Source organism: Microbacterium sp. CH12i (assembly GCF_000685355.1).
Lineage (GTDB): Bacteria > Actinomycetota > Actinomycetes > Actinomycetales > Microbacteriaceae > Microbacterium.
The window spans coordinates 74,378-87,797 of sequence record NZ_JHET01000001.1; the positions used below are offsets into that span (position 1 = coordinate 74,378).

The window sequence follows — 13,420 nt, forward strand, 5'->3', positions numbered from 1 at the left end:
TACAGCAAAGGAAAATCATGACCGCCTACCAAGACGACATCGAAGCCATCCGGACACTGAAGGATGAAGTCGGGTCCAGCTGGGATGCCATCAACCCTGAGTCGGTAGCTCGAATGCGGGCACAGAACCGCTTCAAGACCGGGCTCGAGATCGCCCAGTACACGGCCGACATCATGCGCCGCGACATGGGCGAGTACGACGCTGACTCGTCGGTGTACACGCAGTCGCTCGGTGTCTGGCACGGTTTCATCGGTCAGCAGAAGATGATCTCGATCAAGAAGCACCTCAAGAGTACCAACAAGCGCTACCTCTACCTGTCGGGCTGGATGGTCGCCGCGCTTCGCTCTGAGTTCGGTCCGCTGCCTGACCAGTCGATGCACGAGAAGACATCGGTGCCGGCTCTCATCCAGGAGCTCTACACATTCCTGCGTCAGGCAGATGCCCGTGAGCTCGACCTCCTTTTCACGCAACTCGACGATGCACGGGCTGCGGGCGACGACACCGCGGTGGAGTTCCTCCAGGGGCAGATCGATAACTTCGAGACCCACGTCGTGCCGATCATCGCCGACATTGACGCTGGCTTTGGTAACCCGGAGGCCACTTATCTCCTCGCGAAGAAGATGATCGAGGCGGGCGCTTGCGCCATCCAGATCGAAAACCAGGTCTCTGATGAGAAGCAGTGCGGTCACCAGGATGGCAAGGTCACCGTTCCGCACGAGGACTTCATCGCCAAGCTCACCGCCGTTCGCTACGCGTTCCTCGAGCTCGGTGTCGACAACGGCGTGATCGTCGCCCGCACCGACTCGCTTGGCGCAGGCCTCACCCAGAAGCTCGCGGTCACGAACACGCCTGGCGACCTCGGCGACCAGTACAACTCGTTCCTCGATGTTGAAGAGATCACCGAGGGTGAGCTCGGCAACGGCGACGTCATCATCAAGCGTGACGGCAAGTTGCTGCGCCCGAAGCGTCTTGCCAGCAACCTGTTCCAGTTCCGTGCCGGAACGGGTGAGGAGCGCTGCGTCCTTGACAGCATCACGTCGCTGCAGAACGGAGCCGACTTGCTCTGGATCGAGACCGAGAAGCCGCACGTCGAGCAGATCGCCGGAATGATGGACAAGGTGCGCGAGGTCATCCCGAACGCGAAACTCGTCTACAACAACAGCCCTTCGTTCAACTGGACCCTCAACTTCCGCCAGCAGGCATACGACCTGTTCCTGGAGCAGGGTAAGGACGTTTCGGCATACGACCGCAAGACGCTCATGAGCGTCGACTACGACGAGACAGAGCTCGCGCAGGTGGCCGACGAGATGATCCGCACGTTCCAGCGTGACGGGTCGGCACGCGCCGGTATCTTCCACCACCTCATCACCCTGCCGACCTACCACACGGCGGCGCTCTCGACGGATGACTTGGCCAAGGGCTACTTCGCCGAGGAAGGCATGCTCGCTTACGTCAAGGGCGTGCAGCGGCGCGAGATCCGCGAGGGGATTGCCACCGTTCGGCACCAGAACATGGCTGGCAGCGACATCGGCGACAACCACAAGGAATACTTCGCCGGTGACTCAGCCCTCAAGGCTGGCGGCAAGGACAACACGATGAACCAGTTCAGCTAGGTTCGATCAACAAGAAAATGCGAAGGGGTTCCGGCATCGTCGGGGCCCCTTCTGGATTATCGCGGGTGTTCTTGCTGGGTAACTTGTCAGCATCGCGGAGCACGATAAGAGAAGTAGTTGACCTTGTGCGATAGTTGCGCTGAAGCAACTAAATGCGTATAGTTGTTCCAGATCAACTACCTAACGCAGGAGCACTTCACTTTGACATCCACCGCCCCACCCGCAGCTGAGGCCAAGCGCTCAGCACGCGAAGTCTTCACCGCGATCTCCGGCCTCATCGTCGGCATGTTCGTCGCCGTTCTTTCCGGAACCATCGTTTCGACATCATTGCCGGTCATCATCTCCGACCTCGGCGGAACGCAATCCCAATACACCTGGGTCATCACTGCAAGCCTGCTCGCGACCGCGATCACCACTCCCATCTGGGGCAAGCTGGCCGACCTGGTCGACCGTAAGATCCTCGTCCAGCTTTCGCTCATCATCTTTACCGCGGGCACCGTCATTGCCGGCTTTTCGACCGACACGAACATGCTCATTGCCGTGCGTGTCATCCAGGGCGTCGGCGTCGGCGGTCTCATGTCTCTCGTCATGATTGCTGTTGCCCTCATCATCTCGCCGCGTGAACGTGGCAAGTACATGGGTGTCGTCGGCGGAATTATGGCTCTCGCGACGATCGGTGGACCGCTGCTGGGTGGAGTCATCACTGACACGCTGGGCTGGCGCGCCAACTTCTTCGTGGGCGTTCCGTTTGCCATCGCAGCACTTCTTCTTCTGCAGTTCACGCTGCACCTGCCGAAGCCCGCGAAGGCGAAGGTCTCCATCGACTACTTCGGAATCGTGCTTCTCGCCGTCGGCGTCTCGACTTTGCTGATCTGGGTTTCGATGGGTGGCAACCAGTTCGACTGGGATTCCTCAACGAGCATTACGCTCGCTATCACGGCAGGAGTCGCGATCGCAGCATTCATCACCGTCGAGTTCTTCGTGAAAGAGCCGATCGTGCCGATGTCGCTGTTCCGTAACCGCACCTTCACCCTGTCGGTAGTCGCATCGATCGCCATCGGCGTCTCGATGTTCGCCACGTCGGTGTTCCTCGCGCAGTACTTCCAGCTCGCGCGCGGTGCCACACCTACCGAGTCGGGTCTCATGACAATCCCGATGATCATCGGCCAGATGGGTGCCTCAATCATCATCGGCCAGTTGGTGAGTCGGTTCGGCAAGTGGAAGGGCTGGATGGTCACGGGCTCTGTGCTCACGCTCGTGGGCGTCAGCCTGATGTCCACGTTGCGCTACGACACACCATTCCCGTTCGTCGCGGTCTACATGTTCGTGCTCGGCGCTGGCCTCGGCATGGTCATGCAGAATCTCACACTGATCGTGCAGAACGACACGCCGCCGTCGCAGCTCGGTGCCGCATCATCTAACGTCAACTTCTTCCGCACGATCGCCGGCACCATCGGCGTCACCGTCATGGGTTCGCTGCTGGCGACCAGCGTCGGAACCTACATGACCGATGCTCTCAGTGTCTTCACCCCGACTACACCGGATGAGATCAGTGCTCTGCAGAACCTCGCCTCGGGCGATGTGCCGAAGGTGTCAGATCTGCCAGACACGATCCGAACCGTCGTAGAAGCTGCCTACGGGCACGGTATTGCGGATGCCTTCATGATCGCGATCCCCCTCGCCGTGCTGGGCATCATCGCGATCGCGTTCATCAAGAACAAGCCGCTGTCGACGAAGACCTCTGCAGAGTTGCTGCGCGAGCAGGCGGAGGAATCGGCCATCGAGCTCGCCGAAGCAGAGGTCGGGTCATCCGCTTCGACCGGGACTATTCGACTCTCGGCTGCCGAGTCCGGGCGCTGATATGGCTATCGCGGAGCCTGCCGTCTCGGTCGACATCGAAGATACGCTGTCGGAGTTTCAGGGTCATCTGAACCTGATCTTCGTCCGGGCTCGTGCAGTGTGGAAGGAGGCTGCAGCGCAGATCAATCCTGAGCTGCAGCCATCCGGCTACAAGTTGCTCGTCTTCATTGCCCGGGTGGGCACTGCGAACGCGCATCAACTCGCTGAGCGCTTCGAGATCGACAAGTCGCTCGTGAGCCGACAGGTGCGGATGCTGGAAGACCTCGGCCTTATCGAATCCCGTCCCGACGATCAAGACGGGCGCCAGCGGGTTCTCACGGCAACACCCGCGGCATGCGTTTCCCTTGCCGCGCTGAGAGGCGATCACGCCGATCGGTTGCGAACCGCACTCACGGGGCTGACGCCGAACGAAGTAAAGGCAGCATCAAAGGTGTTCCGCCTGCTCGCAGAAGTCTGATGAGCGACCGAGAGCAGCTCCGCCACCGATTCGAGCGGCTGAGCATCGCCGTACACTGGCGAATATGAGTGCCTCGTCGTCTGACCACGTGACCTCGCTACCCGGCGATGCTGAGGGCATGACGGAAAGTATTGAACTTGACCAGGCCGTCACCAGGGTCGAACAAGAGCTTGGCCGGCTCTTCGCACGGATTCGTGTGAGCTGGCGCGAGGCCGCCGTGACCGTACACCCTGATCTGCAGCCGCTTGGGTATCAGGTGCTGACGTCGATCGCGACCGGCAAGGCGACCTCAGCGAGCGCGATCATCGAACGCCTGCAGACCGACAAATCGGCCGTGAGTCGCCATGTGCGCCAGCTGGAAGAGCTCGGTCTCGTCGAGAGCGTCCCCGACCCCGACGACCGGCGCGCTCGCGTCTTGGTTGCTACAGATCTCGCGCAGGAACGTGTAGCGACCGCTCGCGCTAAGTACGAGGCCGCATCGGCGAACGTCTGCGCAGCTGGTCGGCAGCTGATCTTGACCATTTCGTGAAGCTGCTCGGCGCGCTCGGAGAGTGACCACCCAGACGATACGGCGGTCAGCATGGTTCAGGCGCTCCGCACATTCGGGCGGCGCCCGCGTGGGTCACGCCGCGACGGGCCCGAGAGTAGCGTCCGAAACGTCGCCCGCCGAAGGTCCCTTCAGCTCGACGAAGATCGTGTGCGTGGGTGTCTGTCCGATGTTCGCACCCGCATGTCGCTGCGCAGGAACCCACATCGCCTGATTCGCGGCGAGGCTGACTTCCCGTTCGTGACCTCCGACACTGAGCCGTCGTTGGAAGTCCGTGAGAGTGATCATCACGCTGTTCGGGTGCACATGTGCAGTCGTGCTCTCACCGGGCTCGTCGGTGTATTCGAGCACGCGAACGTAGTCGTTCTCGAAAAGCGTGCGGTAGTGCTCCGGATTCGTGACCACGGGGTCTTCGGTGACCATGTCCCGGAGCCTACGCCTTGACGGTGCATTGCGCACCGGCTTCTGTTACTCAGATTCTGTTACTTCGAAGAGAACGCCGCGTCGAATGCTTCGGCTGAAGGCCAGTAGCTCTCTGTCCAGGATGCCGCTAATGGCTATTGCGGCAGTGCGGCTGCCTTCCTGATCCCGACAAACGAAACGACCCCGCCCAACGCCATTAATGCCGCCGTCACCAGTGCCGCACTGTGGAAGCCGTCGAGATCGAGCGTGCCTCCGACGATTGTCGACAGCATGGCGAGACGATGAGGCCGGCGACGCGGGAGATCGCGTTGTTGACGGCGGATGCGATGCCAGAACGGCTCTCGTCGATCGCACCGAGCACGGCTGAGGTCAGCGGTGCAACCGTGAGAGCGAGCCCCAGACCCAGCACGATCATGGCCGGCAGCACCTGCCACCAGTAGCTGAATTCGTTCGACACCGTCAGTAGAAGCAGCGCGCCCGCGGCCATCAGCAGCGGCCCGATCGTCATGAACAGCCGTGGACCGAGACGCCCCGCCCAGGAGCCTGCGCGCGAGCTGAGCAGGATCATGAGGATCGTGATCGGAAGACTCGCGAGCCCGGCAGCTGTCGCGCTGAGACCGGCGCCCTCTTGCAGGTAGACGCCAATGACGAAGCCGTTCAACGAGAGTGCGGCGTAAATGAACAGTGTTGCGAGGTTGCCCCAGGCGAAGTTGCGCGATTGGAACAGCGACAGCGGCATCAGCGGCGCCGTGGAGTGCCGCTGACGCACGAGGAACGTGATGAATAGTACGACGCCGATCAGGCCCGGCATCCAGATCGCGGGCGAGGCCCAGCCAAGGTTCGGCTGTTCGATGAGTGCGAACACCACTGCTCCGAGGCCGACTGCGCACAGCATCCCGCTCCACCAGTCGACGCGGGAGCGCGCGGATGCTCCGGCAGTTGCAGCCGTGCAAGCAAGAAGAGGGTGATGCCGATCGGGATGACGTTGATCAAAAAGACAAAGCGCCAAGAAAGGAGGTCGACGAACAGCCCGCCAAGAAGGGGGCCCGCAAGCTGTGCGCCGGTGGTGAATGCTGTCCAGAGACCAATCGCACGCGACTGCAGTTTGCCGCGCATTGTCGCCATGATCAGGGCGAGCGAACTGGGCACGAGTAACGCTCCGGCAGCGCCCTGAAGCGCGCGAGCGATGATGAGTGTGATCGGTTCTGGCGCGGCCGCTACCGCGATCGATGCGATGCCGAAGGCGATGAGCCCGATGCGCATGATCCGGACGCGACCGTATGCATCCGACAGGGATCCGGCAAGCAGGATCAGGGCACTGAGAGTGATGAGGTAGGCATCGACCACCCACTGCTGTGTCGTGATCCCGCCGCCGAGTTCCTCACTGATCGCGGGCAAAGCGACGGTGACGACCGTGCCGTCGAGGAACGTGACAAACGAGGCCAGCACGGCGATTGTGATGACGAGTCGCTGAAGGGAAGAGAAGGCTGGCACGATGATGAGACTACGCTCTGCGACTCCCCATCGACGCGCACCCATCCAAGGGGCTAGCCTGGCGACAGGCGGGTCTCCTGCCCCGCTTCAGACGGCGAAAGCCCAGACGAACGCGAGGTGTGCGATGGATTCGATGATGATGGGTGCGATGTCCAAGGACATGAAGGCGATGCCCGGCATGGAGATGATGGACATGGCCGTCATGCAGGTATGCATGGATGCATGCGCGGCGTGCGAACAGGCATGCACGGTGTGCTCGATGCAGATGATGGACTGTGCACCGGCGTGCATGAACTGTGCCGACATGTGTCACACGATGATGCGCTCAATGATGCGGATGCAGGGGATGACGCCGGCCGTGATGATGGCGATGCTCGATGCCTGCATAGCGATGTGTCAGCTCTGCATGGACTCGTGCATGGAGCACGCCGACCACAGCGAGGTCTGCAAGATGTGCGCCGCCGCGTGCAAGGCATGCATGGACGCCTGCATGGACATGCGGAAGATGATGATGGCGACCGCCTGAGCGACCGCTACCGTCTTAGGCCGTCGCGACGTTGAAGCGCACGCGCCCGACGGCGAGCACGTGATACCGCCGGTGCAAAGCGACCGGTGACCCTGGCTGCACTTCGAGAGCGGCACCCTGGGCGCTCCAGAGCGTCCAGGCTTCGCCGTCCAGCGTCCGCACGCGCACTTCGCCGGTTGCGGCATCCGTCTGCTCGACAATGCTGTCTGCCCACTCGCTCGGCGTCGCGGAGGCGAGCCGTGCCTGAATAAGGTGCAGGGCGTGCCCCGGTGTGAAAGACGAGCAGACATCACCGTGGTCGCACATGCACGCCGCACGCCCGCTCACCTCGAGGGGTGAAATGCGGCGAAGTGGCGTGGACACGATGATCTCCTCAGGTTCGGAACTGTTTCGGCAAGAGTAGGTCGAGCCGGCGTGACAGCAAAGCCACCATGACACCCGGCGAAACAATCCATGTTGACGAAATTCCCGCGCCGTGCCTACGTCGTCACCGAGGTCGACGGCGCTCTCACCCGGCGCTCTTCTGCAGCGCGCTGAACAGCGGGTGCTCGCCCGACGTTCTATTCGGCCGCCGTCAGCAGCGCGTCGCGCACCGCACGCACTCCTTTGAGCGCCTCCGCGTGCGAGGTGCTCAGCGGCGACAGCCCGAGCCGGATGCCATCTGGAAAACGGAAGTCAGGGATCACGCCATCCGCCCACAAAGTGCGAGTCACGTCCGCCGCGCGTTCATGGCCGATCGTGACGTGGCCACCGCGTAGCGCGGCATCCCTCGGGCTGAGCAGACGAACGCCGAGCGGGGCGAGTTCTTCGTCGAACGCACGCACGACAAGCTCGGTGAGCGAGACGGATTTCGTGCGGACCTCATCGATACCGGCCGCCTCGATGAGGTCGAGCATGCCCTGCATCGCCAGCATGCCCAGCACGGGAGGCGTGCCGCTGATGAACTGACGGATGCCGTCGGCCGGCGCATACGCCGAACCCATCGCGAACACGTCTCCTGCGCCCATCCACCCCTGGATGGGCTGTGGCAGCATGCCATGGTGGCGGGCGTTCATATAGGCGAAGGCGGGGGATCCCGGTCCGCCGTTCAGATACTTGTAGGTGCAGCCCACGGCGAGGTCGACACCGCACGCGTCGAGTTGCACCGGGATGACGCCGACGGAGTGGCAGAGATCCCACAGCATCAGTGCACCGACTTTGTGAACCGCATCCGTGATCGCGGCCATGTCTGCCAACGCGCCCGAGCGGTAATCGACGTGGCTCAACACGACGAGCGCTGTGTCTTCAGAGACTGCTGCCGCGACATCCGACGGTGTCACACCATTGACCGGATCGGAGGCAAGCCAGCGCAGGGTCAGTCCGCGCTCGGCAGCGACACCTTCGGCGACGAAGCGGTCTGTGGGGAAGTTCGTCTCCTCGATGAGGATCTCGGTGCGCTCTGCGTGGGCTGCGACGGCGGCGCGCATGAGCTTGTAGAGCAGCACGGTGGTCGAATCTGCGACGAGGGTCTGTCCTGCTGCCGCCCCCAGACAGGAGTGGCCGATGCGGTCACCCAGCTTGGTGGGAAGCTCCATCCATTGCTCGTCCCACGAGCGAATCAGACGCGTGCCCCACTCTGCGCGAATGAACTCCGCGATGCGGTGCGGCGTCTCTTTCAGCGGACGGCCGAGCGAATTGCCATCAAGATAGGCGTCGACGCAGGGGCATCGACGAAAGCGCCGAGGTGTGTGCGCAGCGTATCCGCGGCGTCGAGAGCGCGGGCGGCATCGAGCAGGTCGGTCATGTCACACTCTCAAATCGTCGGCAGCGAGCAACCGGGCGCGGAGCGGGTCGGCCGTCTCCGGCGACTGTCCGGGGAAAAACAGCAGGCGCGATTGTGGGTCACGGGGGTCCGTTGGGTCGAGGCACTGCAAGAGATCCACGCCGACGATTCCTGCCTCTCGCAATGCTCTGATCTCGCGTGAGTTCAGCCCGACCGGAGTGGGTCCGTTGCCCATATCGGTGCCGTAGAGCACGGTGCCGCCGGCGGCGTGGAAGCGCCGGACGTTTTCCACGGCGGTGTCATATCCTGCGCCGTGATGGACGGCGAGAGTCGAGATCCACGAGGCTGATGCCGCCTGCGCGGCAGTCTCAGAGTCGGAGAGCAGTTCCGAGAAGGGCGCGTGCGCGAGACGTCCGGCGCCCAGACGCACGACACGCTGCGCTTCGCCTCGACCCTCGGCGTGAGCGACGATCGGCAGACGATGGGATGCAGCGATCGAGATAATTGTCCGCAGTAGCTCGTCCGTGAACACCGGGCCAGCGTTGCTGTTGCTGGCGATCTTGATGCGCACAGCGCCAGCATCCTTCATCTCGACGATGGCACGTTCCGCGTCATCCGCATTGGCGATCTCGCGGACCGAACCCTCCGGCGCCCAGCTGCGATCGGACGGATACCCGCCGGGAGGAGTCAGGAATGCGCCGGCGAAGGCGAACTCCACGCCGTGGATCGTTCGTAACTCCTCCAATTCGGTCAGGTACGGGGCCGATTCGTCCGAATCAGCGGGTGTGCGCGCGATTCTGGAGGAGTTGTGAACATCGGAGAGCACCGCCGGGTTCCCGCCGAGATCATTGACCCGACCGAGCATCGACTCCGCGAGCAGCGCGGGGTCGATGAGCTGAATATGCACATGGTGGTCGGTGAACCCGCCGGTGATGACGCCATCGAGCCTCGGGAGCCCAGAAGTCGGCGCGTGCGCCAGCAGCCGCACCTCGGTGGCGCTGACTGCGATAACCCCGTCACGCCAATCACCACCATCGAACCAGGTGACCGCGGCGCGCATCAGCTGCCGATCTCCGTGCGTACCGTGTACAGCTCGGGGAAGAACGTCAGCTCCAGCGCCTGCTGCAAAAAGCTGACGCCGCTGGAGCCGCCGGTGCCGACCTTCATTCCGATCGTGCGGGTCACGGTCTTCAGATGGCGGAACCGCCAGAACTGGAAGTTGTCCTCGAGATCTACGAGGTCTTCGCAGGCCTCGTAGAGGTCCCAGTAGGTGTGCGGGTTCTCGTAGATCTCGCGGATCGCCGGTACGAGCGACGCGTGCGGCCGGTACGGCTCGCGCACATCGCGCTCGAGAATTTCGGTGGGGATTGCTAGCCCGCGGCGTGCCGCGAAGCGCAGAAACTCGTCGTACAGCGTCGGACGCTCGAACTCCGCAGTGAGCATCGCGAGATTTTCTGGATGATCGCGGAACACCTGCAGCATCCGCTCGTTCTTGTTGCCCAGTGCGAACTCGACGGCGCGGTATTGCACGGACTGGAACCCGGATGAATTGCCCAGCGCCCCTCGGAACTGCGCGTATTCGGTGGGAGTGAGAGTAGCCAGCACTGACCACTGCTGAGTCATGACGTCCTGGATGCGCTTGACGCGAGCGACCCGCTTCAGCGCCTCGCGAAGGTCATCGCTGGCGAGCAGTATGCGCGCCGAGCCCAGCTCGTGAATCAGTTGCTTTAGCCACAGCTCGGTGGTCTGGTGCTGAATGATGAACAGCATTTCGTCATGATGCTCGGGGCTGCTGACCGGATGCTGCGCCGAGAGCAGCTGATCCAATTCGAGGTACGACCCGTACGTCATCCGGCCCGTGAGGTCGGTGACGATCCCGTCCTCCAGCGCACGCTCGTTGCCTGTGTGCGCGGGGCTGGCGGAGCGCGCAGAATTATCGGTGTCCATGAGACCTCACGATATCCCGAACGATCGTTCAGCTGGCAGGTGTTGTCTGTGCGTCGAGGAAGTCGATCGTCTTCTGCAGCGCAGTCTGGGCGTCTGGCATGTCGAGGTGGAACTGGTACTCGTGGGGGAGGGCTGGTTCGTGATTCGCAGGCCAGTACTGCGTTGTCACATCGACGCCGAGTTCTTCCAGTCGATCTGTCATCGGGATGGACTGCAACCAGGTGAGCGCGTCACCGTTGCCACCCGAGATGTAGGTGGTCGGGAAGTCCTCGGTGACCCAGTTGATGGTCGACATCGTCGCGCCGGATGAGTCTTCGGCCCACGTGCGGGTACCGGTGTACGCCCACATCGACGATTTCAGGCCCCATCCGACGATGCCGTTCAGAGCGGCGAGAGCCGCGAGGTCATATACGCCGCAGTTCAGCACGGTGGCGACGACCTGATCGGCGTTGAGCGTCGGAGTGACGTCCATGATCTTGGCGTAATCGGGGCTGGTGATGAGCGTGGCCATCTGGCTGGCGAGTTGGCTGCCGGCTGAATCTCCGGCGAGCACGATCTGCGAGTCATCGACATTGAGGTCGGCGGCATGCTCGTTGATGTACCCGAGCGCCTCGTTGATCTGGTTCACGGCCTTCGGGTAGAAACCCTCTGGTCCCAGCGTGTAGTTCACCGCGATGGTCGTGTATCCCTTGGCCGCGAGGATGCGCATGTAGGGGTCAATGTTCTCTTTTGAACCCGAGATCCAGGCGCCGCCGTGAATCCAGACAACCGTCGGGAGGGGGCCGCTCGCGGATGCTGGAGTAAAGACATCCATCGTCGTGTCGACGCCGTCGCTACCATAGGAGACATCGAGCGTCTCGGTGAGCTTCGTGTCGGGCAGGTACTTGTCCATCTCGGCCGCGGTCGCCTCACCGCCCTGAGTGAAGACCGAGCGGATGACCATCGCAGATGGCCATGGAGTGATCGATCCGATGATCGCCACGACTACCGCGACGGCGACAACGATGCCGAGAGTGATCCTCGTCTTCCGCCACCGGTGATGCGTCTTCTTCGCGGTGTCGCTGTTGTCCGTCTCGTGCGTATGCGTGGTCATAGAACCCTCTCCGGGATTCAGTGTGGCAGAGCCTGCCCGATATGCCGAGCTTGTCCCGATCTGCTGACGAATTAGCCGGGTTGCTCAGCTGATCGGGACGCCATCAGCTGATCGGGGCTCGCGTAACAGGGAAGTCAGTTCCCCGAGCGGATCATCTCGGCGCACTTCTCGCCCATCATCATCACGGTGATGTTGGGGTTGACCGTGGTGATCTCCGGCATCGCCGAAGCATCGACCACGCGCAGGCGGGAGACGCCCTTCACGCGCAGCTGCGGGTCAAGCGGTGACATCTCGTCATCCACGGGGCCCATCCGCACGGTTCCCACCGGGTGGTAGACGGTGTTGTGCGTGGCGCGGATGTACGCGGCGAGATCCTCGTCTGTCACTGCACCCGCACCCGGTGCGAGTTCGCGTCCGGCCCACTCCGACATCGCGGGCTGCGCGACGATCTCGCGTGCCTTGCGGATGCCGTTGATCATCACGCGCATGTCATGGCCCTCAGGGTCCGTGAAGTAGCGGGGATCGACCTTCGGCTTGTCGCGGTAGTCGATCGAACGCAGCCGGACCGTCCCGCGGGAGCGTGCGTGCGTGACGTTCGGCGTCAGGCAGATCATCTCCTCAGCGGTCGGGTAGCCCGCGCGGTAGGTGTGCATGTCAAACGGCACCGAGCCGTAGTGCATCATCAGATCCGGGCGATCGAGGCCCTCCTCGGTGGGCGCGAAGATGCCGATCTCCCACCACTGCGTCGATTCGCGCGGCATCTGCTTCTTCGCCTCCCACTGCACGACACCCTCGGGGTGATCGGCGAGGTTCGAGCCGACGCCGGGGGAGTCCACGCGGACGTCGATCCCGACTTCGCGGAGGTGCTCGGCAGGGCCGATGCCAGAGAGCATGAGCAGCTGAGGCGTGTTGATCGCGCCAGCTGAAACGATGACCTCGCGGCTTGCCGCGATGTGAGAGGGGCGAGCGAAAGCATTGTCGACCGTGATCGCGCCGGTGCACGCACCATCGTCGTCAAACGTGAGTTCCTTGACGTGCTGGCCGGTCAGGATGCTGAGATTGTCGCGCTCGAGGATCGGATGCAGGTACGACACCGAAGACGACGCCCTGGTGCCGTCGGCCTGACGGTTCACCTGGAAGAAGTTCGCACCGTTGATGACCGTCTCGCCGCTGTTGAACTGCACGCGAGGGATGCCGGCCTGTTCGCAGGCATCCAAAAGAGCGATCCCGCAGGGGTCAACCGCCGGAACGTTCATCAGGTGCACGGGGCCGTCGTGGCCGTGCAGGTCGCCCTGCAGTTCGTTGGTCTCGAGCTTCTTGTACAGCGGGTAGGTGTGCTCCGAATCCCACCCGGTGGCGCCGTGGGTGTGGGCCCACTCGTCGAGATCTTCGCGCGGCGCCCAGAAAGCGATGCACGAGTTGTGTGACGAGCATCCGCCCAACACCTTGGCTCGCGCGTGGCGCATGAAGGAGTTGCCGTTTTCCTGCGGCTCGATGGGGTAGTCCCAGTCGAACCCAGATTCCAGCAGCTCCATCCAGCGATCGAGCCGCAGCACGACCTCCTGGTCGGTGTCGGAGGGACCCGCTTCGAGCAGACCCACCGTGACGGACGGATCCTCGCTCAGCCGGGCGGCAACCGCGGCGCCGGCAGAACCACCGCCAACGATCACATAGTCGAAGGTGTGTGTCGTCTTCATC

At 62.8% G+C, this 13,420-nt stretch carries 15 protein-coding genes; 5 read left to right on the forward strand and 10 right to left on the reverse strand.

The features are described 5' to 3' along the window. Positions 1 to 17: 17 nt before the first annotated feature. From DC31_RS00460 to DC31_RS00475, 4 genes are all read left to right on the forward strand, one after another. Positions 18 to 1,613 (forward strand): isocitrate lyase, encoded by a 1,596-nt coding sequence (locus DC31_RS00460; protein ID WP_036275786.1) that lies wholly within the window; start codon positions 18 to 20, stop codon positions 1,611 to 1,613. A 201-nt stretch (positions 1,614 to 1,814) separates the two neighbouring features. Then, entirely contained in the window at positions 1,815 to 3,473 is a 1,659-nt protein-coding gene (locus DC31_RS00465; protein WP_081813665.1) for a DHA2 family efflux MFS transporter permease subunit, read from the forward strand. 1 nt (position 3,474) lies between these two features. Then, positions 3,475 to 3,930 carry a MarR family winged helix-turn-helix transcriptional regulator gene (locus tag DC31_RS00470; protein ID WP_036275788.1) on the forward strand — a complete coding sequence of 152 codons (456 nt, stop codon included), beginning with the start codon at positions 3,475 to 3,477 and terminating at the stop codon, positions 3,928 to 3,930. A 64-nt stretch (positions 3,931 to 3,994) separates the two neighbouring features. Continuing rightward, positions 3,995 to 4,459, forward strand: coding sequence for a MarR family winged helix-turn-helix transcriptional regulator (locus tag DC31_RS00475; RefSeq protein ID WP_235201245.1), 465 nt, complete (start codon positions 3,995 to 3,997; stop codon positions 4,457 to 4,459). A gap of 93 nt (positions 4,460 to 4,552) precedes the next feature. On the opposite strand, the gene DC31_RS00480 is transcribed toward DC31_RS00475, so the two are convergent. From DC31_RS00480 to DC31_RS20410, 3 genes are all read right to left on the reverse strand, one after another. Continuing rightward, a complete protein-coding gene (locus DC31_RS00480; protein WP_036275791.1) occupies positions 4,553 to 4,900 on the reverse strand; it encodes a cupin domain-containing protein in 348 nt (115 codons plus the stop codon). Positions 4,901 to 5,108: 208 nt separating this feature from the next. Continuing rightward, complete coding sequence (locus tag DC31_RS20405; RefSeq protein WP_442921824.1) at positions 5,109 to 5,765, reverse strand: MFS transporter; 657 nt, start codon at positions 5,763 to 5,765, stop codon at positions 5,109 to 5,111. Continuing rightward, the gene (locus DC31_RS20410; protein WP_442921825.1) at positions 5,699 to 6,394 is read right to left on the reverse strand and encodes an MFS transporter; all 696 of its coding nucleotides are present in this window, start codon (positions 6,392 to 6,394) and stop codon (positions 5,699 to 5,701) included. The genes DC31_RS20405 and DC31_RS20410 overlap by 67 nt, the downstream gene beginning before the upstream one ends. Before the next feature lie 124 nt (positions 6,395 to 6,518). Here DC31_RS20410 and DC31_RS00490 point away from each other — a divergent pair, with 124 nt between their 5' ends. Beyond that, positions 6,519 to 6,920, forward strand: coding sequence for a hypothetical protein (locus DC31_RS00490; RefSeq protein WP_036275793.1), 402 nt, complete (start codon positions 6,519 to 6,521; stop codon positions 6,918 to 6,920). A 15-nt stretch (positions 6,921 to 6,935) separates the two neighbouring features. On the opposite strand, the gene DC31_RS00495 is transcribed toward DC31_RS00490, so the two are convergent. From DC31_RS00495 to DC31_RS00520, 7 genes are all read right to left on the reverse strand, one after another. After that, positions 6,936 to 7,283, reverse strand: coding sequence for a hypothetical protein (locus tag DC31_RS00495; protein WP_036275797.1), 348 nt, complete (start codon positions 7,281 to 7,283; stop codon positions 6,936 to 6,938). A 197-nt stretch (positions 7,284 to 7,480) separates the two neighbouring features. Next, complete coding sequence (locus tag DC31_RS00500) at positions 7,481 to 8,494, reverse strand: kynureninase (protein WP_327036778.1); 1,014 nt, start codon at positions 8,492 to 8,494, stop codon at positions 7,481 to 7,483. An 80-nt stretch (positions 8,495 to 8,574) separates the two neighbouring features. Continuing rightward, on the reverse strand, positions 8,575 to 8,703 hold the full coding sequence (locus tag DC31_RS20050) for a hypothetical protein (RefSeq protein ID WP_327036779.1): 129 nt from the start codon (positions 8,701 to 8,703) through the stop codon (positions 8,575 to 8,577). A 1-nt stretch (position 8,704) separates the two neighbouring features. Further along, positions 8,705 to 9,742, reverse strand: coding sequence for a hypothetical protein (locus DC31_RS00505; protein WP_051606268.1), 1,038 nt, complete (start codon positions 9,740 to 9,742; stop codon positions 8,705 to 8,707). Then, complete coding sequence (locus tag DC31_RS00510) at positions 9,742 to 10,629, reverse strand: tryptophan 2,3-dioxygenase (protein WP_051606269.1); 888 nt, start codon at positions 10,627 to 10,629, stop codon at positions 9,742 to 9,744. Before DC31_RS00510 ends, DC31_RS00505 begins: the two co-directional genes overlap by 1 nt. Positions 10,630 to 10,657: 28 nt before the next feature. Continuing rightward, positions 10,658 to 11,722, reverse strand: a complete 1,065-nt coding sequence (locus DC31_RS00515; protein ID WP_051606270.1) for an alpha/beta hydrolase — start codon at positions 11,720 to 11,722, stop codon at positions 10,658 to 10,660. Between the two features lie 134 nt (positions 11,723 to 11,856). Further along, positions 11,857 to 13,419 carry a GMC family oxidoreductase gene (locus tag DC31_RS00520; protein WP_036276211.1) on the reverse strand — a complete coding sequence of 521 codons (1,563 nt, stop codon included), beginning with the start codon at positions 13,417 to 13,419 and terminating at the stop codon, positions 11,857 to 11,859. Position 13,420: the final 1 nt, after the last annotated feature.

Coding starts and splice junctions, on each gene's coding strand:
- DC31_RS00460 (WP_036275786.1), top strand. CDS start 18: ATGACCGCCTACCAAGACGACATCGAAGCCATCCGGACACTGAAGGAT.
- DC31_RS00470 (WP_036275788.1), top strand. CDS start 3,475: ATGGCTATCGCGGAGCCTGCCGTCTCGGTCGACATCGAAGATACGCTG.
- DC31_RS00475 (WP_235201245.1), top strand. CDS start 3,995: ATGAGTGCCTCGTCGTCTGACCACGTGACCTCGCTACCCGGCGATGCT.
- DC31_RS00480 (WP_036275791.1), bottom strand. CDS start 4,900: ATGGTCACCGAAGACCCCGTGGTCACGAATCCGGAGCACTACCGCACG.
- DC31_RS00490 (WP_036275793.1), top strand. CDS start 6,519: ATGGATTCGATGATGATGGGTGCGATGTCCAAGGACATGAAGGCGATG.
- DC31_RS00500 (WP_327036778.1), bottom strand. CDS start 8,494: ATGGAGCTTCCCACCAAGCTGGGTGACCGCATCGGCCACTCCTGTCTG.
- DC31_RS20050 (WP_327036779.1), bottom strand. CDS start 8,703: ATGACCGACCTGCTCGATGCCGCCCGCGCTCTCGACGCCGCGGATACG.
- DC31_RS00505 (WP_051606268.1), bottom strand. CDS start 9,742: ATGCGCGCCGCGGTCACCTGGTTCGATGGTGGTGATTGGCGTGACGGG.
- DC31_RS00510 (WP_051606269.1), bottom strand. CDS start 10,629: ATGGACACCGATAATTCTGCGCGCTCCGCCAGCCCCGCGCACACAGGC.
- DC31_RS00515 (WP_051606270.1), bottom strand. CDS start 11,722: ATGACCACGCATACGCACGAGACGGACAACAGCGACACCGCGAAGAAG.
- DC31_RS00520 (WP_036276211.1), bottom strand. CDS start 13,419: ATGAAGACGACACACACCTTCGACTATGTGATCGTTGGCGGTGGTTCT.